20 protein-coding genes are annotated in these 23,947 nt (G+C 43.1%); 10 read left to right on the top strand and 10 right to left on the bottom strand.

Annotation, left to right across the window (positions count from 1 at the left end; genetic code table 11):
• Window positions 1-2: 2 nt before the first annotated feature.
• The 5 genes from D1614_RS16955 to tgt all read right to left on the bottom strand — a co-directional run bounded on the left by D1614_RS16955 (window position 3) and on the right by tgt (window position 8,034).
• Window positions 3-3,641, bottom strand: a complete 3,639-nt coding sequence (locus tag D1614_RS16955) for a PKD domain-containing protein (RefSeq protein ID WP_119439166.1) — start codon at window positions 3,639-3,641, stop codon at window positions 3-5.
• An 83-nt stretch (window positions 3,642-3,724) separates the two neighbouring features.
• On the bottom strand, window positions 3,725-4,048 hold the full coding sequence (locus D1614_RS16960) for an acyl-CoA carboxylase biotin carboxyl carrier protein subunit (RefSeq protein ID WP_119439167.1): 324 nt from the start codon (window positions 4,046-4,048) through the stop codon (window positions 3,725-3,727).
• A gap of 17 nt (window positions 4,049-4,065) precedes the next feature.
• Window positions 4,066-5,610, bottom strand: a complete 1,545-nt coding sequence (locus D1614_RS16965; protein WP_119439168.1) for an acyl-CoA carboxylase subunit beta — start codon at window positions 5,608-5,610, stop codon at window positions 4,066-4,068.
• Window positions 5,611-5,823: 213 nt separating this feature from the next.
• A complete protein-coding gene (locus D1614_RS16970) occupies window positions 5,824-6,900 on the bottom strand; it encodes an LptF/LptG family permease (protein ID WP_119439169.1) in 1,077 nt (358 codons plus the stop codon).
• A gap of 6 nt (window positions 6,901-6,906) precedes the next feature.
• On the bottom strand, window positions 6,907-8,034 hold the full coding sequence (tgt, locus tag D1614_RS16975) for a tRNA guanosine(34) transglycosylase Tgt (RefSeq protein ID WP_119439170.1): 1,128 nt from the start codon (window positions 8,032-8,034) through the stop codon (window positions 6,907-6,909).
• Between the two features lie 184 nt (window positions 8,035-8,218).
• Here tgt and D1614_RS16980 point away from each other — a divergent pair, with 184 nt between their 5' ends.
• The 3 genes from D1614_RS16980 to rsmG are packed head-to-tail and all read left to right on the top strand — an operon-like array spanning window position 8,219 to window position 10,600.
• Window positions 8,219-9,382, top strand: coding sequence for a glycosyltransferase (locus tag D1614_RS16980; RefSeq protein ID WP_119439171.1), 1,164 nt, complete (start codon window positions 8,219-8,221; stop codon window positions 9,380-9,382).
• Window positions 9,364-9,972 carry an RNA polymerase sigma factor gene (locus D1614_RS16985; protein WP_119439172.1) on the top strand — a complete coding sequence of 203 codons (609 nt, stop codon included), beginning with the start codon at window positions 9,364-9,366 and terminating at the stop codon, window positions 9,970-9,972. Before D1614_RS16980 ends, D1614_RS16985 begins: the two co-directional genes overlap by 19 nt.
• On the top strand, window positions 9,941-10,600 hold the full coding sequence (rsmG, locus tag D1614_RS16990) for a 16S rRNA (guanine(527)-N(7))-methyltransferase RsmG (RefSeq protein ID WP_241558128.1): 660 nt from the start codon (window positions 9,941-9,943) through the stop codon (window positions 10,598-10,600). Before D1614_RS16985 ends, rsmG begins: the two co-directional genes overlap by 32 nt.
• Before the next feature lie 63 nt (window positions 10,601-10,663).
• On the opposite strand, the gene D1614_RS16995 is transcribed toward rsmG, so the two are convergent.
• Window positions 10,664-11,710, bottom strand: coding sequence for a 6-phosphofructokinase (locus D1614_RS16995; RefSeq protein WP_119439173.1), 1,047 nt, complete (start codon window positions 11,708-11,710; stop codon window positions 10,664-10,666).
• 205 nt (window positions 11,711-11,915) lie between these two features.
• Between D1614_RS16995 and D1614_RS17000 the strand changes: the two genes are divergently transcribed.
• Together D1614_RS17000 and D1614_RS17005 are read left to right on the top strand one after the other, a co-directional pair.
• Entirely contained in the window at window positions 11,916-12,674 is a 759-nt protein-coding gene (locus tag D1614_RS17000; RefSeq protein ID WP_119439174.1) for a 3-keto-disaccharide hydrolase, read from the top strand.
• Window positions 12,675-12,869: 195 nt separating this feature from the next.
• Window positions 12,870-13,283 carry a hypothetical protein gene (locus D1614_RS17005; RefSeq protein WP_119439175.1) on the top strand — a complete coding sequence of 138 codons (414 nt, stop codon included), beginning with the start codon at window positions 12,870-12,872 and terminating at the stop codon, window positions 13,281-13,283.
• Window positions 13,284-13,369: 86 nt separating this feature from the next.
• Here D1614_RS17005 and gldB read toward each other — a convergent pair whose 3' ends face one another.
• Window positions 13,370-14,386, bottom strand: coding sequence for a gliding motility lipoprotein GldB (gene gldB, locus D1614_RS17010; RefSeq protein ID WP_119439176.1), 1,017 nt, complete (start codon window positions 14,384-14,386; stop codon window positions 13,370-13,372).
• Window positions 14,387-14,532: 146 nt separating this feature from the next.
• Here gldB and D1614_RS17015 point away from each other — a divergent pair, with 146 nt between their 5' ends.
• Window positions 14,533-16,176, top strand: a complete 1,644-nt coding sequence (locus D1614_RS17015; RefSeq protein ID WP_119439177.1) for an NAD+ synthase — start codon at window positions 14,533-14,535, stop codon at window positions 16,174-16,176.
• Window positions 16,177-16,200: 24 nt separating this feature from the next.
• Here the strand turns inward: D1614_RS17015 and D1614_RS17020 are convergent, their stop codons facing one another.
• Window positions 16,201-17,424, bottom strand: a complete 1,224-nt coding sequence (locus D1614_RS17020) for a DUF6051 family protein (RefSeq protein ID WP_119439178.1) — start codon at window positions 17,422-17,424, stop codon at window positions 16,201-16,203.
• Window positions 17,425-17,793: 369 nt separating this feature from the next.
• Here D1614_RS17020 and D1614_RS17025 point away from each other — a divergent pair, with 369 nt between their 5' ends.
• Entirely contained in the window at window positions 17,794-18,495 is a 702-nt protein-coding gene (locus D1614_RS17025; RefSeq protein WP_119439230.1) for a Crp/Fnr family transcriptional regulator, read from the top strand.
• Between the two features lie 56 nt (window positions 18,496-18,551).
• On the opposite strand, the gene D1614_RS17030 is transcribed toward D1614_RS17025, so the two are convergent.
• Window positions 18,552-21,023 (bottom strand): bifunctional UDP-N-acetylmuramoyl-tripeptide:D-alanyl-D-alanine ligase/alanine racemase, encoded by a 2,472-nt coding sequence (locus D1614_RS17030; protein ID WP_119439179.1) that lies wholly within the window; start codon window positions 21,021-21,023, stop codon window positions 18,552-18,554.
• Window positions 21,024-21,025: 2 nt separating this feature from the next.
• Window positions 21,026-21,601 carry a thymidine kinase gene (locus tag D1614_RS17035; RefSeq protein ID WP_119439180.1) on the bottom strand — a complete coding sequence of 192 codons (576 nt, stop codon included), beginning with the start codon at window positions 21,599-21,601 and terminating at the stop codon, window positions 21,026-21,028.
• A 66-nt stretch (window positions 21,602-21,667) separates the two neighbouring features.
• Between D1614_RS17035 and D1614_RS17040 the strand changes: the two genes are divergently transcribed.
• Genes D1614_RS17040 through D1614_RS17050 form a run of 3 tightly spaced genes read left to right on the top strand, consistent with a single transcriptional unit; the run spans window position 21,668 to window position 23,925 of the window.
• The gene (locus tag D1614_RS17040; RefSeq protein WP_119439181.1) at window positions 21,668-22,480 is read left to right on the top strand and encodes a DUF8457 domain-containing protein; all 813 of its coding nucleotides are present in this window, start codon (window positions 21,668-21,670) and stop codon (window positions 22,478-22,480) included.
• Window positions 22,473-23,153, top strand: a complete 681-nt coding sequence (rsmI, locus tag D1614_RS17045) for a 16S rRNA (cytidine(1402)-2'-O)-methyltransferase (protein WP_119439182.1) — start codon at window positions 22,473-22,475, stop codon at window positions 23,151-23,153. Before D1614_RS17040 ends, rsmI begins: the two co-directional genes overlap by 8 nt.
• 49 nt (window positions 23,154-23,202) lie before the next feature.
• On the top strand, window positions 23,203-23,925 hold the full coding sequence (locus D1614_RS17050; protein ID WP_119439183.1) for a YjjG family noncanonical pyrimidine nucleotidase: 723 nt from the start codon (window positions 23,203-23,205) through the stop codon (window positions 23,923-23,925).
• Window positions 23,926-23,947: the final 22 nt, after the last annotated feature.

The following is a 23,947-nucleotide window of genomic DNA, read 5'->3' on the forward strand; positions in this document are numbered from 1 at the left end:
ACTTAGCGTATCAGCAGTACCTGCCCTTTTGGCTCGTGATCAAAACCCTGGATGTCTTTATAATGAGCTATCCAGATGTAATTCCCCATTGGAGCTTTTCCTCCTTTTCTGCTGCTGCCATCCCAGGGCGCATTCGGAGAATGGGACTCAAAAACAAGTTGTCCCCAGCGATCAAATATTTTTAAATTGAAATTATTTTCGTCTGCTCCAAGACCAACCGGCATGAATGTCCGGTTTTCAGAAATTTCACTGTCGGGTCTGAATGCATTGGGGGTAAATACCGTAAATGGTAAAATTTTGATACTAAAATCGGTTGTGTCCTTGCATCCAAATTTTGATTCAATAATAAGTTGGGTAACGAATTCACCCAGGTTTGTAAAAGTATGTACCGGGTTTTCTTCAACCGAAGATGTTTCGTCGCCAAAATCCCAACTATAAAAATCTGCACTTTCTGAGTAATTTGAATAAGTAATAGTTGAATGCTCGAGTAAGGCTATCGGATAGTCTACTTCAAACGCTGCAACCGGTTTGGGATGTATCCAGATCCAGTCTTCTTTTTTCAGGGTATCACGGCATCCGGTTTCCTGTGATAAGGCCATTACTGAAACATCAAAACGGCCGGAGTCGGGGAAATAATACAAACGTGAATTCCCTGTGAGATAAGGCAAGGTGTCAGTCAGCCATGTATAATTAATGTAGTTGTCTTGTGATGTGGTTCTGATTTCAGTTGAAAAAGGTTGACATCCTTCTTCATCAAAAGTTGAAATATCAAATTTTGGTTTTCTTTTTAGAGTTAAATCGGTGGGCTGGCTAACACAACCAAATTCATTTACGTGTAAAATTGCTTTGCCAAAAGGTTCATCCAGAATCATGGTAATGGTGTCATTTCCCGGACCTGACTGATGCGCACCTTCAAAACTCCAAAAACAAAGAGAAGAGTCAATACTGTTCACATAAATAATTTGAGTAGAATCCGGATGACAGGTGGTTGTATCTGCAATTATTTCAGCAGTTGGAGTGGGGAAAACCTTGATCATACTGTCGATCTGGAAGCCGATTTGACACCCTGATAAACTGTTGGTGATTAACAAGCTTACATCATAAAATCCCGGATTCTGATACAGGTGTTCGACTGCTTGCATATTGCTGGTTGGAGATCCATCTCCAAAATCCCACTCAAAACTCAGCGCATCCTCCACTTTTAGTTCTCCTTTAAAAGAAACGGTTAGGGAATCACAACCGCGAGATCTGGGTGTTTCCAATACAAAATCGGGATTTGCTCCGAGTAAGGATGAGGTGGTGTCGCTCCAGCAGCCGTTTTCTTCCACGAAAAGCGTGAGGTACGGATTTGTATTGTACGCTCCAACTGAAACAATAAAATGATTCCAATCAAGCGAATCGATGAGTTTGGCACCACCATAATCCCAAAAGTACAACGCATTCTCGGATGCATTCCCGGTGTATTTTACTTCTCTAGAATATCCTTTGCATTTATCATTCGGATCGTCAACAAATATAAATTCAGAAGTTGGGGTGGGATAGAAGCCGATTTCGAAAGTGTCTTTTACCGAACATCCATCAACGGTTGTTAATTGGTAATAGATTTCGTATTGCCCCCAATCCGGAGCATCGATACTTGCTTGCCTATGGCTTGTATTGGTAATTTTTACTCCCGGATCATTTGAACTCCAGGTAAAACTGTTGTTGTAGTTCCATACATAATCGGGTGTTCCCGAAATATCAACGCTTAGATCGCATTGTTTTGTGTTGCACAATAGATGTTCTCCCCTTAGGTCAATATCTGGCACAGGAAAGACGACCAACTTAAAAGTATCTTTGTCGGTACAATTGAATTTGTCCCAAACAGTTAATCGGTATTCACTTGTTTTATCGGCCATAATTGTTTGGGAAGTGGATAAAGTATCGTTGTTCTCATTTTTCCAGAGGTACTTCATAAATTCATTTGTAGCATTCAGTTCAATCGAGTACGGCGAGCATCCTTCATCAGAATCAATTTTCAAGTCAACATCCGGAGCGCTGACATAAACGAATATGGAGTCTTCCAGTTCGCATCCGTCGATCGTAGTTGTTTTAACCTGATATTTACCTCCTGTAGTCACTTCCATACGTTGCGTCTGATCTCCGGTATTCCAGGTGTAAGTGTCAAAATAAGGACCGGCATCGAGAATTCTTGAATCGCCATTACAAAGCAACAATGTATCGCCGTTAAAATCGATGCTTTTTCCCAGGTCAAGTACCAGATCGAGATTAAAGCCAACCCCGTAACCATACGATTCAACGCCACCATAGCCGTATACATAGGCCAGAAATCCTCTGTTTTTATTGGTGTTGACAATTTGATGGGTGCCGGTTGAAATTTCCTTTTGGGCAAACGAGTAATCGCTGTCGGGAAAAGGTTGGAATTCTCCTGCAATGGAATTTCCGTCAAATCTGATGTTATTTACTTCTTCAGTAAGCGTAACAATGTTTACATAGTATCTTGCGATCTGATCCGAATTATAAGCAACAAAAGTGACATCGTTTTTTGTTTGTGTGGTCGAGCTTAGTATAATCATGAACGGGTCTCCATTGCCGTTTGTATAGTTGTTGTCAACGTCTCTTGATTGACTGAACTGTGCGACCATGATTGGCTGATCTCCATAAATCTTTTTGGGGTCGTTGTGATAGAACACAAGTTCTTTGAATTCCCCTTTATTCAGCGAGAACGGATCAAGTCCTGAAATATAAACAGTTGTATTGTCGTAGGCTGCCATGATCCGGTAACGATCCTGTTCTCTTGATTTTAAAGGAACCGCATAATATTCCCGGCCCCATGTATGGATGGGTGGGATTTGTTCGTACAGATGGTCCCAGCAGCACTTTCCTGTCGGAACACGGGTGCTCAGTGAGCCGGAATAAAAAGCAATAGGTTTGCTTGAATTTATAAAGCTCCCGGTTAAGTCTCCCTGTCCCTGGTCTCCGGTATTTACTTCATTTTCTGATTGAACCTGAAATATCTGGCCTCTATTCAGTGTTACTGTGAAAGTAGAATCTTTTGGCCTGAGTTTGTCCGTAATTTTTGAGGGGGTTATTGCTATTAAGGTTGAATCTTCCGCTGCAACAATCAGAAACTCGCTGTTACGACCATTGCCTTTGGTGGGATTGTTCAGGTCAATGTCGGGCTCGTAACACATGGCATAATATTCTTTCCCCAATGATTCAACGGGGTAAATAACAGCAACATCGGCAGAATTTTGGTCCCAGTTAAGGGCGTAAACATTTACCGGTTTTTCAGAAACCAGGTGAATCCCTTTTCGTTGAATTTCTTCTGAACCAATTGCTTCCACAGTCTCCCAGGGGAGTTGTATCTGTATCGAACTATTGGCATTTACGGCGAGTGATTTTGAGTATACGTTTGAGCCATTAGCATCCTCGCCAACGGTGATGGTAATGTTGGTTTTTTCGCGGGCAGTTACAGTAACTTCGAGGTAGTGACCATTATGGTAATTCCGGCTTTCCATAAAACCAAACCAAAACTCTTTTCCTTCGGTAGATCTGCGGCATGGATTGCCTGTTTCCTGTGCTGAAAGCAGACCAAAGGAGCCGAAAAAAGCAATGAGTAGAAGTAATCTAAAGTTCATAAGTCGGATCGAAGCTAAATATTATTTACAAAAAAACCGCAAAAGGAATCCTTCTGCGGTTTTTTTTATGCTTTTAGCTTCGTTTACGCCGGTTTGATTTCAAGCATCAGGTGGCGTTTCGGAATAATTTCGTCTTTCTTTATGTGGATTTTTACAATCACGCCATCAAAAGGCATGCGCACCTGGTTTTCCATTTTCATGGCTTCCAGCAGCAGAAGCGTTTCGCCTTCTTTTACCTTTTGGTTTGTTTTTACAAAAATGTCCACAATGGTTCCCGGGATGAACGAGTAAATAAGATTCTCGTTGGGCGTTTCATAATTTTCCCTGTTCTCAAATTTTTTAGTATAGGTCGTCTTGTAAACCGCCCCCTGTATAATCAGGTTTTTAAGCTCTTTTTGATCTTCCATTTGGTAGAATTTTACGATTAAAACGGTGGAATTCCATGTTTTTTGTTAGGCATGGAAGCCGTTTTGTTTTCAGAAACCTGTAGTGCATGTAAGATACGCGAACGGGTTTCTCCCGGTTCAATAACTTCGTCGATATAACCCTGTGCAGCTGCTACATAAGGGTTGGCGAATTTCTCTTTGTATTCCTGAATTTTTAGCTGACGCATTTGTTCCGGATTCTCCGCTTCCGAGATTTCTTTCCGGAATACAATGTTGGCGGCTCCTTCCGGTCCCATTACTGCAATTTCGGCGGTTGGCCAAGCAAACACAAAGTCAGCACGCAGGTGGCGCGAGTTCATGGCAATGTAACCACCTCCGTATGCCTTGCGAACAATAACGGTGATTTTCGGAACGGTAGCCTCACTGTATGCATAAAGAATTTTGGCTCCGTGACGGATAACTCCGGCATGCTCCTGGTCAACACCCGGCAGGTAGCCTGGCAGGTCTTCCATGGTCACAATCGGAATGTTGAAAGCATCGCAGTAGCGGATGAAACGGGCTGCTTTATCCGAGCTGTCGCAGTCAAGAACCCCTGCAAGTACCATCGGCTGGTTGGCCACAAAACCTACAGTTTCTCCGTCCATTCTACCAAAACCAATAATGATGTTGGGCGCAAATCCTTCCATTACTTCAAAGAATTCAGACCCGTCGGTAATGCTCTTGATCAGTTCGCGCATATCGTAAGGAATCCTTGGATCTACCGGAACGATATCGTCGATGGCTTTTCCTTTTAAAGGTGCTTTTGGTTTATGGGCAAGCGCTTTTTTCAGGTTGCTTCTTGGGATGTAACTGATCAGGGTTTTGATTTGCTCAAAACATTCCAGTTCCGTTTCAGCATAAAAATGTGCGTTACCTGTAATTTCGGCGTGAACTTTGGCTCCGCCCAGTTCTTCCATCGAAATTTCTTCGCCCAGTACCGATTTAATTACAGACGGGCCGGTAATAAACATTTTAGAAATATTTTCTACCACAAATACGAAGTCGGTAAGGGCCGGAGAATACACAGCACCGCCGGCACAAGGACCGAGAATTACCGAAATCTGAGGAATCACACCCGAGGCCAGAGTATTGCGGAAAAAGATTTCGCCATAACCGGCAAGCGAGTTTACACCTTCCTGGATACGTGCACCACCGGAGTCGTTGATCCCAATTAACGGAACCCTCATTTTCAGAGCGTGGTCCATAATTTTGGTGATCTTACGGGCGTGCATCAATCCCAGCGAACCTCCGGCAACCGTGAAGTCCTGGGCAAAAATACATACCGGTTTATTGTAAATAGTTCCTGTTCCGATGATCACACCGTCTCCATGAAGGGTCTTGCCTTCCATGCCAAAATCTTTGGCTGCGTGTTCAACAAACAGATCGTATTCGTGAAATGAGTTTTTATCGAGCAATGCGAGGATACGTTCCCGTGCAGTCAGTTTCCCCATTGCAGCTTGTTTCTCAATGGCTTTATCTCCACCACCTTTTTGTACTTCTTTCTTTCTTTTGCGAAGATCAAGTACGTTGCTTCTTAGTGACATAAAGTTTTTTTTAAGTTATAAATTAACCCTAAGATTCCGGGTCTTTTTTAATAAGCGAAAGCAAAATTATAATTTTTTTCAATTGCCATTTGTAAATGCAATTATGTACTACGTAAATTCACATAGTGAGGTTCGAATTGTTCGAATTATAGTATTCTTTGTTTGAAAATTGTTCGAATACCTTGTTTCTAAAGCGGTGCAGAATTGGCAAAACTATTTAGCCGCCCAACGGTAAACAAAGAAAGCAATTACTGCATAACACAGGTTGGGAATCCAAATAGCCACAAAAGGAGGCGTGCTTCCGCTAATGGCAAAAACGGTTGAAATTTGCATAAAAAGAATGTACGAGAAAGCCAGCAATAGACCGATTCCAAGGTGCAATCCTAGTCCTCCTTTTATTTTACGCGATGCCAGGCTCATGCCGATAACCGTTAAAATAAAAGTCGAAAACGGGTTGGCAATTCTTCGGTGTTTTTCCAGCTCCCATTCCACGTAGTTGATTCCCCTCATTTTCATGAGTTTTATCTCTTTCAGGAGATTGGGAGTTGTGTACGTTTCCATTTCGTTTTTCATGACCACAAAATCCTGCGGAGTCATACTCAATGTTGTATCGATCTGGTAACCTTTGCTCAAATCTTCATGATCATCATAAATCACCCGTTTCGAGTAATTGTTGATGACCCATTTTTGAGTTTCTTCTTTCCAGCTAATGCTTCGGGCCGTCAGTTTCTCTTTCAGTTTACCGTCTTCAAATTTTTCGAGGGTGAAAGGTCTGCCAACATTGTTGCTAAAACTCTTCATATAAATATAAACCCCCGGTTCAATCTGGCGATGAATGTTATGCTCTGTATTTACTGTGTTTGATTTTATATATTTTTCGCGGAAGCCGATCATGGTTTTATTGGCTGGCGGAATAATAAAATTACCCAGTAAAAAGGAAAAAATCCCGATAATCAGTGCCGAAACCAGGTAGGGGCGCATAAAGCGCGAAAAGGAAACACCGCTGCTTAAAATGGCAATAATTTCGGTGTTGTACGCCATTTTTGAGGTAAAATAAATAACCGCAATAAACGTAAACAGCGGGCTGAAAAGGTTGGCAAAGTAGGGGATGAAATTCAGGTAGTAATCAACAATAATATCTTTTGTCGGAATTTCCTTGGAGAGGAATTCATCCAGGTTTTCAGAAATGTCAAAAACAATGGCAATGCTGAGTATTAATGCAATGGCATAAAAAAATGTACCCAGGTATTTCCAGGTAATATAAAAATCAATTGTTTTATACCACTTCATCTTCACCTACAGTCTGTGTTTTAATTTAAGCACCATTTCGTTTTTCCAGCTAACAAAATCGCCGCCCAGAATTTTTTCTCGGGCAGTTTTTACCAGCCAAAGATAAAAAGCCAGGTTGTGCTGGCTGGCGATTTGAGCTCCCAGCATTTCTTTCGAAATAACCAGGTGACGAAGATAAGCTTTTGAATACTGGTCAACAAACGAAGTCCCGTTCGGATCGATGGGAGAATGGTCGTTTTCCCATTTCTGATTGCGGATGTTGATGATGCCTTCGCTTGTGAACAACATGCCGTTGCGGCCGTTGCGGGTTGGCATCACACAATCGAACATATCTACCCCCCGGTGTATGCCTTCCAGTATATTTACGGGTGTACCAACTCCCATCAGGTAACGCGGTTTGTCTTGCGGCAGATCGGCAGTTACCACTTCGGTCATTTCGTACATTTCTTCTTCGGTTTCTCCCACCGACAAGCCCCCAATGGCGTAACCGTTGGCATCAAAATTACGGACATGCGCCACTGATTGCCTGCGCAGATCAGCATAAGTTGCTCCCTGTACGATCGGGAAAAGCGACTGCGAGTAGCCGTACTTAGGTTCGGTGCTGTTAAATCGTTTGAAACAGCGGTCGAGCCAGCGCCGGGTAAGCTCCATTGATTTTTTTGCATAATCGTAATCGGCATCTCCGGGAGTACACTCATCGAATGCCATCATAATATCGGCCCCGATCGAACGCTGGATGTCCATCACACTTTCCGGAGTGAACTGATGATACGAACCATCGATGTGCGACTGAAAGCGCGCACCCTCTTCGGTGAGTTTTCGCAGGTCTCCCAGCGAAAAAACCTGGAAGCCTCCGCTGTCGGTCAGTATGGGGCGGTCCCAGCCATTGAACTTGTGTAACCCGCCTGCTTTTTCAATCACGTCAATCCCCGGCCGGAGGTATAAATGATAGGTATTTCCAAGGATGATTTCAGCTTTTATATCATCCCTGATATCGCGTGTATGGATTCCTTTAACCGATCCGGCAGTACCAACCGGCATAAAAATCGGAGTTTCTATTTTTCCGTGGTCGGTGGTAATTACACCCGCTCTGGCCCGTGAGTTATCAGTAGTTTTTTCTAACAGAAAATTCATTCACCTTAAATTGATGGGCAAATATAGATATTTAACTTTAATTGAAAGGACATAGAGAATAGTGCCCTTGTTAATAAAAACTAATTCATGTAAATAAATATCGGGCAGATTTCAAGCCTGATTCTTTTTAAATTCCCACATTTGCCCTTAGCAATGATTTTGATTTACCGAATTAATTTTCTGCATGAAACAAGCGATTCTGGATAGCCTGAACGGGATGTCGGTTACAGATTGGATCGTTCCTGGCATTTTTTTGTTTGTTTTTCTTTGCCGCTTTTACTACCTGCTGTTTTTTTCGGCGCGGGTGGTATTTAGCAGCCGGAAAGAAGTAATTGTCAACCAGAAAGCCAGGCAACCCATTACTGTATTTCTGACCGTCAGGAACGAGGAGGATAACCTGCGAAAACTGTTGCCCCAATTACTTGGGATTAAAGACGACTGTTACGAAGTCGTCGTGGTGGATGATTATTCGCTCGATAATACTTTTACTGTATTGGGGAGTTTTAAACATTACCCGAATTTTCACTTTTCATCGCTTAACGAAGAAACTCGCTTTTCGGTAAAGCTGGCGCAGAACATTGCATTAAAGGCCGCTCAGCACGAATGGGTGCTTACTTTGCCCATCGAAACTACGGCAGTGGGGAAAGACTGGATCAACGGTTTTTCGGTAAACACAACCACCGATAACCGGAATGTAATGATGGGATATTCAGGAATTCAACGCAAGCCGGGGTACTTCAATTTGCTATACCGTACCGAAAACTTTTTGCAGCAGTTACGCAGCGTGGGATATGTGGCCAACGGTATTCCTTTTGTATATTTTGAAGATAACGTGGCTTTCCGAAAGGAAGAATATTTTAAACTCGGCGGATATGGTCAGAAAACAAAAGAAGCGTATGCCAACCTGGAGTTGATCATTAACCAGTTTATCACAAAGAAGAAAACGGTGTTATTGTTCAATGAAAACACCTGTATTACAAAAGAGGTAGAGACAAACCGCGACGATTTTTACAATTTGCTCAACCGAAGTTTCAGAATCGAAAAGTATTTGCCCGCCTGGAAAAGAACCTTGCTGGGCTTCGATACGCTTACCAATTTGTTGTACACGCCTTTGCTGATTGTGCTGTTTGTTTTTTATTTTGATCTGTGGCCCCTTTTTGTGGCACTGGCCGGGATTAAAATTATGTTACATCTTATCCTTCTGAAAATCACCTTAAACCGTTTGAAGGAACGTAAAATATTCCTATCTTCGTTAGTGTACGGTTGGTTAATGCCTTATTTCAAGACTTTTTACAAGTGGTATTTTAACCAGTCGGCACGCCGAAGCAAATGGAGGATAAAGGTGTAATATTATCGGACAAAGCCCGTCAGGATTACGAACTCGTCAAGACCGCTTTAACGGGTGACGAAAAAGCTTTTGCCCGGCTGTTAAACCGATACAAAGACGCCATTTATTTCATGCTTCTGAAAATGGTGAATAACCGCAGTGATGCGGAGGATTTAACGCTGGAAGCTTTTGGCAAAGCTTTTAAAAGCCTTCATCAGTATTCGCCCACCTATGCTTTTAGCACCTGGTTGTTCAAAATCGCCTCCAACAATTGCATCGATTTTCTTCGAAAGAAAAAAGGTGTGCAGGTTTCGATCGAGAACAAAGACCAGAACGAGAATAACGAGCCACTCAAACTTAAATCAAAAGACCCCGATCCGGAAGAACGCTTGATCAGGCAGCAAAAAGCCATTCTGCTTCGGAACGTAGTTCGAAAATTAAAGCCACGTTATCAAATCCTGGTTGAGTTGCGTTATTTTAAAGAGTATTCGTACGAAGAAATCGCAAAAGAATTAGCTTTGCCGCTGGGTACGGTAAAGGCCCAGTTATTCAGGGCGCGGGAAATGCTTTTTAAAATGATTGAAAGTACCGAGATTGGTCAACGAGATTAACGATTTTATGGATATTCTGTTAAAATATTTTTTCGGATTAAGCGATCAGCAGATTACTCTCTTCCGGCAACTGGAACCTTTGTATGCCGAGTGGAATGCACAGATTAATGTGATTTCAAGAAAGGATTTCTCAGAGTTTTACGAACGGCATGTATTGCATTCGCTGGGAATTGCAAAACTGATCCGGTTTAATAAGGGGACGAAAATACTGGACGTCGGTACGGGTGGTGGATTTCCTGGAATTCCTTTGGCGATCATGTTTCCGGAGGTACAATTTCATTTGGTGGATTCTATCGGGAAAAAAATAAAGGTGGTGCAGAATGTGGCTGATGGGCTGGGTTTGAAAAATGTAACAGCAGACCAAATTCGCGCCGAGCAACTGACCGATAAATACGATTTTGTAGTTAGCAGGGCTGTTACCCGTTTGCCCGAGTTTGTTCCGTGGGTGCAGAAGAACGTATCCAAAAAACAAATAAATGCTTTGCCAAACGGAATTATTTACCTGAAAGGTGGCGATTTAACTGAAGAGCTGAAGCCGTTTCGGAAAAGGGTGTTTGTACAGGATTTATCGGCTTATTTTACCGAAGAATTTTTTGATACCAAAAAGGTGGTTCACCTGCCTTTGTAAAAAACGTCCTCCGGTTTTCGGAGAACGTTTATGAGATTACTTTTTGTATGTAATTTTTCTCTTTTACAAGAATTCGTCCCCAAAAGAAACACCCATTTTCCGGGCTTTGGAAATCAGCGGATGGTCTTTATCCACAAGGCGTAGTTTCCCGCCCACATCTTCCAGCGGTACCGTAGTTAAATCGTTGTCTTTAACGGCTACCATTGTCCCAAATTTCCCTTCGGCAATACACTGTGCAGCAAACGATCCGTAACGAGTGGCCAAAATCCGGTCCATTGGTGTGGGCGAGCCTCCCCGTTGAATGTAACCCAGTACGGTTTCGCGGGTTTCAATTCCGGTGTATGTTTGAATGGATTCGGCAATGTGCGATGCAGCCGACTTGTTTTTGGGGTGTTCAATGCCTTCTGCCACAACTACAATGGAGTAAGGCTTGTTGTCTTCGTAGCGGCTTTCAATTTTTTTGCAAACCGAGCGGATGTTGTATTCCAGTTCCGGCAGCAAAATAATATCGCCTCCGCCGGCAACGCCCGAGTACAACGCCAGCCAGCCGGCATGGTGGCCCATGATTTCGATGATCATTACCCGTTGGTGGGAGTTGGCAGTTGTATGCAGCCGGTCCATGGCTTCGGTGGCAATCTGAACCGCCGAATCAAAACCAAAAGTAACATCGGTACCCCAAACGTCGTTGTCGATGGTCTTGGGAATACCTATCACATTGAGCCCTTCTTTCGAAAGCAGGTTGGCTGTTTTCATGGTGCCGTTTCCACCGATACAAACCACGCAGTCGAGCCCCAGGTTTTCGTACGTTTCAATAATCTTTTCAGGCTTGTCGTTTTCGCCGCCGTCTTCTTTAACGAGTTTATAAGGCTTCTCGCGCGAGGTGCCAAGTATAGTGCCTCCCAGGGTTAAAATGCCCGAGAGTTTTGATTCTTTTAATTCAATGTAGTCGCTATTGATCAATCCGGTATAGCCGGCATTAAACCCCAGGACTTCCATGCCATACTCCACAATAGCGGTTTTTCCCACTCCCCGAATGGCTGCATTCAAGCCAGGGCAATCTCCTCCGGCCGTCAGAATGCCGATCTTTTTTTGCTTTTTTGAATCACTCATAATGAATTTTTCTATTGGATAATTGCAATATTATCCGAATTTACAAAAGTTGTTTTGAAAATGTGGCGATCAAAAGTCTTTAAATTGTATTTGGATTAAAATTTGTTTTTTTCTGACTGACAAGCTTAGTTTTTGATATTTTTGTGGTGTTACCGGGAAACCGGTGGCAAGAATTTTAATCTTTAACCAATTAAATTTTTATCCAATGAGAAGATTTTTTGCCTGCTTGTTAGCAGTGGCATTTGTTTTTACGATTTCTTGTAAAAGCTCAAAAACCGGAGGTTCTGCCGGAGTAAACCAACTTAGCAAAAAAGAAAAAGAAGAGGGCTGGGTTTTGTTGTTCGACGGAAAAACAACCAATGGCTGGAAAGGTAATAACAAAGACCATTTTCCAACAGCCTGGGAGGTTGTTGACGGAACTTTACATTTTAAAGGCTCAGGTGCCGGTGAAGCCGGAGCCAAAGACGGTGGAGATATTATTACAACCAAAGAATATTCAAACTTCCGCTTGAAACTGGAATGGAAAATTTCTCCCGGGGGAAATTCAGGTATTTTTTATTTAGGAAAAGAAACTCCGGGATGGCCTATTTACAAAACGGCTCCTGAGTGCCAGGTGTTGGATAACGAAAGACATCCGGATGCACGTGCAGGAAAAGACGGTAACCGCATGGCCAGCTCGTTGTACGACCTTATTCCTGCTGTTCCGCAAAATGCCAAACCGGCAGGCGAGTGGAACCAGATTGAAATTGAAGTGTACAGAGGCAGTGTGTGGCACCGCATGAACGGAAAAACAGTGGTTGAATACCACTTGTGGACCGACGACTGGAACGAACTGGTAAAGGGCTCAAAATTCCCTGGCTTGAATCCTGACTGGGCAAACATTGCCAAAGAAGGCGTAATCGGCTTGCAGGATCACGGTGATGATGTTTGGTTCCGGAATATTAAAATTTTGGTAACTGATTAGTTGCTGCAGTAAATAAAATACGAAGCCCGGGAAGTTTACTTTCCGGGCTTTTTTTGATTAAAAAAAGAATACAATGTAAATGCTTATAATCAACAGGTTGTGGATGATTCTCTAAAAAAGGTCAAAGAATGGCGCAACCTTTTGCCTAAAAAACGAATCTATTGGTAGGACGCTTATTTTTTAAACCCATCAATAATGAATTCAGGTGCATTAAAAACCTCCCTGTTGCTTTTATTGCTGCCGCTTATTGTCGGTGCTGTAAAAGTTGAGAATTTCTGGAAAGTAAAGGAAGATAATTTGGTTCGTATTCACGGGAGCTGGGAGTGGGTCGAATCATTTGCCGGTGTTACGAACTATCGGATTTATCCCGAAAACGGGCAGAAACGGATTTTGGAAGCGATAAAAAGCCGTGTAATGGTTTTTAACGAAGAAGGAAGGATTCTGACCAGCGGCGAAATTCTGAACGATACCGTAGCTCTTGTGATGAACGACGGAGTTCAGCTGCGAAACACCTACGAGGTTCGAAATGACTCGCTTTTTATAAGGGAATCGGGCAGGCTGAATTCAGGTGCACATCCGGTACTTTCAGTCTATGTTCGAATGAAATGACCCTGAAAACAGGTTTTCATACGAAATCACAATGTAATTTAATCGAAGTTCCAGGTTCGTGAGGCGAAGATTGATCTGGAGGCTAATTATTCCGGGTTGTACCCTGAATCGTTTAGTATCTGCTGGTAATCTTTGTTTTTCATTAATTCCTGAAGCGTAATTTCAGGGTGTTTTTTCATGTAAAGTCTTACAATTTGCCACCCCAGCCAAACGCCGGTGCGCCCCGGCGATTCAATTGGAAAACCACTGGTGCTGGGAGCATCGTTGATATAGCGAACAATGTCCATCCGTTTCGACGAATACAACATTTTGTTCTCAATCAGGTAGGTCCACATCGAAGCTTCGTTCATTTTGCACCACTTAAGCTGGGCGCCTGTGTAGCCAATTTTTACGGTGTCTTTTACGTTGGGTAACATGGCGTCAACCATGTACATCATTTTTCCTTTCTGAACCATCTGGCTAAGCAGGTTTGTCGCCGAATTTTCATCCTCAAATTCAGTAATGGCCCACGCGTATGCAACGTCCGGGAGAATTCTTTCTTTGTACATGTTCATTGCCTTGTAGCGTGGCGTGGTTTCTAATTCTTTGTAAAACTGGCACTCACGCCCGAGGTATTTGTCAAGGCTGATTCCGATGATGTTTTCTGCGGTTACCACCGACTGATTAAAGCCAGAGACATAAGTGTAGATAGTTGGCAGTTCTTTCTCGGGGAAATGAAACGCGTAGTATTTAAATGCCTTTTTTAGCTGCTTTTCCAGTTTGGCGAAATCTTTAAACTCATCATCAACTGCCGATCTTACCTCGTTGATCATCGTGTCAGCCAAAAAGGTTTTCATGTAATCTTCAAAATATTCATCTCCCATGCCGCCTACACGAATTATCCGGTAGGTAAAAAGATTAAAAAACTCGGGGTATTGGTTACTCAACTCCGCAATCGTCGCCAGGGTGTCTTTTCCTTCCAGGTTTTGCAGTGTTTCGCCAAAACGCACCACCTCAACCTCCGAATCAATGTTTGAAATATCCACTTTTAACGGATTGCGCTGACAGGCCATAAAAACAAGCACCAACAAAACTAACAAAGAATAGAATCTGAATCTCCTCATTTTACATGAAATTTAAATCATTACGTGCGTCTCGTTATAATATTGCGAAATTGAACTAAAAATTGAACTTTTGCAATTAACATTGTTACGGACTTAAAGTTTGGAGCTTGTTTTAAACTTCGAGTCCTAAACGTTAAACTAGAGGAATGAAAGTTGCACTTGCCCAGTTGAATTATACGATCGGTGATTTTGAAGGAAATGCGCAAAAAATTGTTGATGCGATCACCAAAGCCAAATCGTCAGGCGCTGACCTTGTGGTGTTCTCCGAGCTTTCGGTTACCGGTTATTATCCGCACGATCTTCTGGAGAAAAAGGAGTTTATTCACAAAGCAGAAGCCGCTGTGAATGAAATCGCGAAACACTGTGTTGGTATTGCAGCTGTGGTGGGAGCGCCGCGCATCAATGTGCACGAACAGGGGAAAAATTTGTACAACTCTGCTTTCTTCCTGGCCGATGGAAAGATTCAAAGTGTGCATAACAAAACGCTGTTGCCGACTTACGATATTTTTGATGAATACCGTCATTTCGAGCCCAACAGTACATTCGATGTGGTTCATTACAAGGGCGAGAAAATTGCGATTACCATTTGCGAAGATCTGTGGGACGAGCAACCAACAGCCAATGAATTTGGGAAAGACAAGCTTTACAATGTTTCGCCCATGGAAGAGTTGTCGCGTTTCGATCCGGATTTTATGGTGAATCTTTCCGCATCGCCTTTCTCTTACAATCAGGAAGGATGGCGCAAAAACGTATTGATTTCCAAGGCGCGGGATTATAAAACCCCGATTCTGTATTGCAACCAGGTTGGTGCGCAAACCGAATTGATTTTTGACGGTGGTTCGGTTTTTATTGATGAAACCGGTGAGATTGTAAAAGAACTGAAATATTTTGAGGAAGACTTTTTACTGATCGATACCGGTAGCCGGGGCGGCAAGGAACTACAGCCCGAGGCCGGTTACATTGAAAAGATCCACGATGCACTGGTATTGGGGATCAGGGATTATTTTCAAAAAATGGGATTCAAACAGGCAACGCTTGGTTTGTCGGGTGGAATCGACTCGGCAGTTACCGTTGTTTTGGCTGTGCGTGCACTGGGTGCCGAAAATGTTCGGGTACTGCTGTTGCCTTCAAAATATTCTTCGGAACACAGTGTGGAGGATGCGCGTGTTTTGGCTGAAAACCTGGGAATAAGATATGATATTGTCCATATCCAGGAGGCGGTGGATGCGTTTGAAAAAGAACTGGCGCCGTTGTTCGAAGGCTGCCCGCCCGATGTAACCGAAGAAAACCTACAGGCGCGGGCCCGTGGAATTTATATGATGGCGATTTCGAATAAGTTTGGCCACATTCTGTTAAACACTACCAACAAAAGTGAATGTGCGGTAGGTTACGGCACGCTTTACGGTGACATGAACGGAGGTCTTGCGGTGTTGGGTGATGTGTATAAACTCGACGTGTATAAACTCTCGCGTTTTATGAACAAGGACGGTGAGATTATTCCGGAAAATTCAATTGTTAAACCACCGTCAGCCGAATTACGTCCCGATCAGAAGGACTCGGATTCGCTGCCTGATTACGAAGACCTGGACGCGATGCTGTTCAACTACATCGAGCTGAATAAATCGCCGCTGGAGATTACCGCGCTTGGATTTGATGAGGCTGTTGTTCGCCGGGTAATCCGGATGGTGAACATGAACGAGTACAAGCGTTTCCAGGCCGCACCTATTTTAAGGATCAGCTCAAAAGCATTTGGCTTTGGCCGTAAAATGCCACTGGTAGCACGGTATTGATCTGCCTGAAAAATTGAACCTGGGCTAGCCGTTAAAAAAGCGGCAAACTTTATCAAAGACCTCGTCAAAATTTTTGTTGATTAATGCTGCTTCCTTCGGATGGGATGGAAAAGGATTTTCATGTGTGTAAGCATGTTCAAAATCCATGTTCTCCACCTTTATTTTGATGTCGCGAAAGGCGCCGTTCAGTGTATTCATGATTTCAAAAGGCGGAATAACATCGTCTTTCCGTAGTGAAACCGCAAAAAACTGATCTTCGTATTTTCGCAAAAGTTCCTCCCTGAAATCCCTCATTCGCTGAAAGTCAAGCATCGAATAAAATACAATTCCTTCGGGGTGGTTTTCTTTTATGTAATGATGGAGCAGGTTATCTTTTTGAACGATTTTGTCAAAGTGTTCAACCAGAAACGAATACAAGGCAACGTTGGCCTCGCTGTCGAGAATAAAACGCGATACCGGTGATATGCGGTTAAAAGCAGCCCCACTGCAAAAAAGTCCTACTTTCGAACGATCGAAATAATTTTTATGGTTGGTAAGTTTTAGGATTTGAGCCAGGAAGCCCCCGATGGAGTAGGCGAATATATTGAACTCAAAATCTTTGTCGATGCAGGGATGATTGCCTTGCTTGCAGTCTTCAATCAGTTGAATGACATCGTAATAGGTTTGCAGTCCCGACCAGATAAAACGCTGCGGCATGGAGTGCAAGCGCATACTGATGGCCACGTTCGATAGCGTGGAGTTTACGATGTTCGGGAATCTTTGTTTGCGAAGTTCGCTGAGTTGATACATTTCTTTTTTACTGCTCCAGTAAAGCGGTGCCCGCTGCATGTGGAACGCAATGGGGAAAAGAACAACCGTGCTTCCGGTTCCTTCGCAAATGGCCTTTGCCCATGGGAGGTATTTGTCCCACTTTTTTTCGTTGAACCCGTGAAAAAGGAACGTAACTTTTTGGGCTTTTTTTACTCCTTTGGGAGAAAGTATCTGGTAATTAAATTGCTGATTTTCTTCCACAAAAATATCCTTGATGTGGACGTGGTCTTCCAGGGTTCCTATTTCGGTGAAAAAAGAAAAATTGCTTTTCAGCTTTTGGTGGTGAGAGTCGCAGTGGTATTCTTCTGTACCTGGCAGAATCTGGTAGGAATGGGAAATAAAGTGCGCCTCATTTAGTTCAATAGTATCATAAGTTTTGTTGGATTCAGCGGATTCAAAAAGGTCTTTTAAGGCTACGTAATCTTTTGTATAGTGCATGTTTAACAGAATTTGTTGCACGCAAATTAGTACAATAAAAAGGAGCAGCGTGCACTTTATGTTTCATTTTTTGAGTTGTAGATTTTGCTGAGTGTTTGTGTGATTTTGGGTTGTCTACTCTTTCTTATTGTTGAATTTTTCTTGTCATAAGTTTGATATCTTGTTAAGTGGGGTAAAGCAGTTGTGCCCGGCAGATTAAGAAGGCAGATAGTGCAACAGAAAGATTGGCCTTGTAATGTGTTTAAGAGTAAATAATTGCCCGAAAATCTTGTTGTATTAATTTGGAATGGATATAAAATAACCGATAGTGGATATTTTAATCTCGCAATTTTTTTTAGCTTTGATGCTATAAAACATGCAGGCGGTTATATGTTAAATTCAGAATTGGGAGTAAAGGATATTATTGATAGCCCAAAATCGATATTTTATCTTTTAACTCAAGACGAAAAAGAAGAATTACAGCACCATATTTCTTTGTCTCATTATAAAAAGAATGAGTTTGTTTTTAAAGAGGGTGACAAGCCCACGGGCTTTATGATTCTGATAAACGGCAAAGTAAAGATTTTCAAGGAAGGTGTTGGCGGCAGGGAACAAATCATCCGTATGGCCAAGCCAATGGGATTGATTGGTTATCGTGCCTTGTTGGGAGAAGAAAATCACATTGCGTCAGCAGTAACGCTTGAAGAATCTACGATTTGTACCATTGGTGGTGAATTCATTTTTAACTATGCGCTTAAGAACCCCGATTTTTCTATGCGTATGATTCGCAAACTGTGTAAGGAATTGGGATTTTCCAATGCCCGTACAGTTACTTTAACCCAAAAACATATTAGGGGGAGGCTGGCCGAATCGCTGATTTTGCTGAAAGATAAATACGGTTATGAAAACGATGGTTTTACTTTGCGTGCTTATCTTTCGCGTGAAGATATTGCCAATCTTTCGAACATGACCACCTCGAATGCCATCCGGACCTTATCGACCTTTGCGAGCGAGAAGGTAATTGCGATCGATGGCCGGAAAATCAAGATTTTGGATGCGCATCGTTTGGAACGTATCAGTAAGCTGGGCTAACAAATTGATAAAGATATTTAACAGAAATGCCAGTTGGTTTTACCGGCTGGCATTTTTTATTCCTGCAAGTAAATACGTTTTACTCGTTGCGAGATTCCTGTTAAAATTTCATACGGAATGGTGCCGATTTTTTCAGCCAGTTCCGTGATCGGAATGTGCGGGCCAAAAAACTCGACCGTATCACCCACTTCGGCGCTTGTTCCGGTGACATCCAGCATCAGCATGTCCATGCAAATATTTCCTACAATCGGAACACGCTGGCCTTTTATAAAAGCTACGCCGTTTCGGTTTCCCAGTTTGCGGTTCATACCGTCGGCATAGCCAATGGGAACAATGGCAATCCGGCTTTCTGAGTCGAGCTTGCCTTTACGGTTGTAGCCTACGGTTTCGTCGCTTCCGGCTGTTTTTATCTGCGAAACAGTGCTTTTCAATGTGCCCATGTTTTGCACCGGAAGTCCGGTGAGCGAAACGCCATACAGACCAATGCCCAGCCGGACCATTTCGTATTGTTTCTGTGGAAATCGTTCAATTCCGGCCGAATTCAGAATGTGGCGATCAATGTGATAGGGGAGAGCGGATGAAATTTGGTCAAAAGCCCGGTCAAATTTTTCGAATTGAGATTGAGTGAAATTGTCGAGTGCCGCTTCATCGCTCCCAGCCAGATGAGAAAAAACTGACTTGATTTTTAATGCATCGGAATTTTTGAGGAATTCGCATGCTTCCGATATTTCTTCACTCGATTTAAATCCAAGCCGGTTCATTCCGGTGTCAATTTTCAGGTGAGCCGCGAAGCTTTGTATACCGGCTGCCGATACGTTTTGTGCAAAGTTTCGAAGCAGTTCAATGCTGTATATATTAGGTTCCAGCCCAAAGTCGATCATGTTTTGAAAACTGTCCTGTTCGGGATTCATAACGATTACCGGCACTGAAATTCCAGCGTTTCGCAGGCGCACTCCTTCGTCGGCCACTGCCACTGCCAGGTAATCTACATTTTGGTGTTGAAGCACACGTGCGACCTCAATGTCTCCGCTTCCGTATGAAAAGGCCTTCACCATCACCATGATTTTGGTTTCAGGCCGAAGTCGTTTGCGGAAAATATTCAGGTTGTGAACCAGCGCATTGACACTGATCTCCAAAACCGTTTGATGTGCTTTTTGCTGTAATAGTCCCGAAATCCGTTCAAAACGAAAACGACGGGCGCCTTTTATCAGTATGGCCGACGATTGAAAAGCCTGGCGGTTGAACCCGGCTTCAAACTCTTTGTAATCGCTAAAAAGGGTGGTTTTGACGGAGAAACAATTTCTGTGCTTCGAAATCTCTGCTCCGATACCGATCAGCTGATCGATTTCCCACTCTTCGAGCAGGCTATTTACTTTGCTGTAAAGCTCTTTTTTTGATAGCCCGGTTTGGAGAATGTCGGAAAGGATCAATACCTTTTTTTGCTGAGCGCTTACTGCCTGTTGTTTTAATACCGACAACGCAATGCTTAGCGAGTTAAGGTCGGAGTTGTAAAAGTCGTTAATGATCGTGCAGTTGTTGATGCCCTGTTTGAGTTCGAGGCGCATGGCAACGGGTTGCAGTTGGCTGAAGGTTTCCCTGAAATCAGCGGGGTTTTGTTGTAAAGCCAGCAATGCAGCTGCGCAATGGCAGGCATTTTCTATTGCTGAGTCGTTGACGAAGGGAATCGCAAATGAAAAAGACCGGCCTTGGTAGTTGCCACTTATTTCAGTTTGCCTTGTATTCTTTTTTAAGCTGAAATTCAAATCAGTATGCTGGTTCTCAATGCTCCAGAAAATGGGTTCGATCTTATTTTCTTTGCAGAAATCAGCTGCTTGCGTGTAAATCCAGTCCTCGTCTATGCGGCAGACCAGTTTTTTGGCACCGGTAAAAAGCACTAGTTTTTCCTGGAGTTTTTCTTCGAGCGATGAAAAGAACTCCTGGTGTGCATCGCCGATGTTGGTCAGGATTCCGATTTCCGGAGAAATAACCGGAGCCAAATGTTGCATTTCGCCGGGTTGCGATATTCCTGCTTCAAAAATGGCCAGGTCAAAATGATCGTCCATCAAAAGAACCGAGAGAGGGACTCCTACCTGGGAGTTGTAGCTCTTTGGACTTCGCACGATCTTATGCCCGTCCGAAAGTAAATCGTGGAGCCATTCCTTGACGATGGTTTTTCCGTTGCTGCCTGTTATGCCAATTACCGGGTAAGAAAACTGCTTTCGGTTATGGGCTGCCAGTTTCTGAAGGGCAAGCGTGGTATCGTTCACCCAAATAAAAGCTGCATCGATACTGGGCTTGGGTTCTTCTGAAACAAGAAATGCCCGGATGCCTTTCTTTATGAGCTCCGGAATATAGTTGTGTGCGTTGTAAACCGGCCCTTTTAAAGCCACAAACAGCGAGTTTTCTCCCCGGTGAACGGTTCGGCTGTCGGTAGCTAAACTTGAGATAACTGGCGGTGTAAACGACGGAGACATTAGCAGCTTTCCGCCAACCGCCTGCGCTATTTCGTGAAGCGATAAATCCAGCATTACTATTTTTTTGCTTTGTTGTAGCAACTTCTGCAAAGCGGTTCGTAAATGTCTTTTTCTCCCAGAAGAACTACCTGCTCTTTTTCCGAAAGCCGGTGCGAGAATTGCGCGATGCTTCCGCAGCGGACACAAATGGCATGAACCTTTGTTACATAGTCGGCAACCGCCATCAGACCCGGTATGGGGCCAAAAGGTTTACCTTTAAAATCCATGTCGAGTCCGGCAATAATGACACGGATTCCCATGTCGGCCAGTTTTATGACAACATCTACGAGCCCGTTGTCAAAAAATTGGGCTTCGTCGATACCTATTACATCCACATCGCCTGAGAGAAGAAGGATGTTGGCCGAGTTCTCAACGGGTGTTGAACGGATCGTGTTTTCATCGTGTGAAACCACTTCGGTTACCGAGTAGCGCACATCCATTGAGGGTTTGAAGATTTCTACTTTTTGCCGGGCAATTTTAGCCCTTTTCAGACGTCGGATCAACTCTTCGGTCTTCCCGGAAAACATAGAACCGGCAACAACTTCAATGGTGCCCACTTTTTTGTGGTTGTTTACATCTCTTTCGATAAACATTCCGCGTTACTCTTTCAGATTTTACTACTTTTACAAAAGTATAATTTAAACCTAAGTTCTTCGAGAATGGAAAATAAAAAACTGCTCAAATTTTTATACAAAGACATAGCTGAGATAGAAGAAATCTTTGCAGAAAAAGGGAAAAACGGCTTCGATAATTTTGAGGTCGAATTTATACAAAGTCGCTTCGCCGGAGCGAAACAGATCATCCAGATTTTAAGCGAAAAGGAAAATCAGTTTCTGAAGAAAACCGGACAGTGGGCCAAACATCGGGAAGAACTCGACCGGTCAGTCCCGTCGCCCGTAATTCCTGATAATTTGCATGATGAAGAATTTGGATCTGACGAAACGGAAGAGGTAGCAGAAGAAAATGAAGAAAAAGGAGAGCTGTCAGACCTGGGGGCTCCGGTAATTTCCGATAGTATTGTTTCGGATGAAAAGGCAGATGCCAGCACTGAGGTTACAGAGAATTTAGAGGAAGAAGGAGCGCAGGTTTCGGAAGTGCCGGAAAGTGATGAATTGGAGATGGATGAGGACGAAGAGCCAGTTGCTGGTGGTCAGCGGTTGGGAGATAGCTTTTTGAAGGAAAAGTCGGTAAATGACTTGATGGGAAGTGGAAACAATAAGCTGGAGAATAAAATTTCAAACAGCCCGGTTCGCAGTATTCAGGCAGCAATAGGCATAAATGACCGTTATCAGTACATACGTGAGCTTTTCGATGGAAATGCTGAGCGATTTACTGAAGCTGTTACCGATCTCGACAAAATGGGAAGTATTCAGGAAGCAGTGGGCTATCTTCAGTTGAACTATAAGTGGAAAAAGACAGATACCAGTCTGAAGTTTGTTAACCTGGTAAAAAGGCGGTTTGCGAATGTCTAAAACCGGAAAGTTAATATTGGTTCCCACTCCTATCGGCAATTTGCAGGATATTACGCTCAGGGCAATTACTGTTTTAAAGGAGGCCGACTTGATTCTTGCCGAAGATACACGGGTTTCGGTGAAGCTGCTCAAGCACCTGGAGATTGAGAAACACATGATCTCGCATCACAAGTTTAATGAGCATAAAACAGTGCCTTACATTGTTTCGCAGATTGAGATGGGAAACACTATTGCTTTGATCTCAGATGCCGGAACGCCCGCGATTTCCGACCCCGGTTTTTTACTGGTGAGAGCCTGTGTCGAAAAAGAGATTGAAGTAGAATGTTTGCCGGGGCCAACAGCCTTGGTTCCGGCACTGGCTGTTTCTGGTTTGCCTACCGAACGGTTTGTTTTCGAAGGTTTTCTGCCGCAAAAAAAAGGCCGTCAAACCCGGTTGAAAGCATTAGCGGAAGAAGCCCGTACCATGGTTTTTTACGAGTCGCCGTTTCGGCTGGTAAAAACGCTGGGGCAATTTGCCGAGTATTTGGGCGATGAGCGCAAGGCCTGTGTGTGCCGGGAGTTGAGTAAGATGTTTGAGGAAGTTAAGCGGGGAAGTGTAACCGAATTGGCAGAATATTATACCGATCACCCGCCCAAAGGTGAGATTGTTATTGTTTTGGAGGGGAAATCGTAGCATTTCGGAATGCTGTTGTTATATTGGGTGAGATTCACAAATTCGTTTTATGAATAAAAAGTACACCCATCTGTTTTTTGATCTCGACAATACATTGTGGGATTTTTGTCTAAATTCCCGTCAGGCCATTTACGAAACTTTTCTTTATTTCAACTTGGATGGTCGAGGACTTGATTTTGACGAGTTTTTTAATACCTATTCTGCGCACAACGATCGCTTGTGGCAACAGTACCGAAAAAAGGAAATTCACAAAAACGAATTGAAGCGGCAGCGTTTTCAGGCAACATTTGATGATTTAAGTATTGAAGGAATTGACGCTGTTCAAATGAATGATCATTACTTGGGAGTGATGCCGCAGCAGACCATGCTGGTGGATGGGGCGCTGGATGTTTTATCGGCGCTTAAGGCGCGGAGGTACAGACTTTTTATCATAACAAATGGATTCTCGGAGGTCCAGCACAAGAAAATGCAAAACTCCGGCCTTGCTTCTTTTTTTGAGAAGGTCTTTATCTCAGAAGAGGTGAAGACTCCTAAACCTGGACGTGAAATCTTTGACTATGCAATCACTTCCACCAATGCAAGAAAAACAAAGTCATTAATGATTGGCGACGACTGGGAAGTTGATGTAATGGGGGCAGTAAATAATGGTATTAATGCAATTTATTTTAACCCAAAGTTCATTAAAAATTATACGAAAAATGGAATTTTGGGCGTGGATAATGGTGTTTTCGAAATTAATAAGTTAATTGAATTGTTAAATATTTTGCAATAGCCGCATTGTTTTGTGTTTATTT

Source organism: Maribellus luteus, from assembly GCF_003576475.1.
In the GTDB taxonomy this organism is placed as follows: domain Bacteria; phylum Bacteroidota; class Bacteroidia; order Bacteroidales; family Prolixibacteraceae; genus Draconibacterium; species Draconibacterium luteum.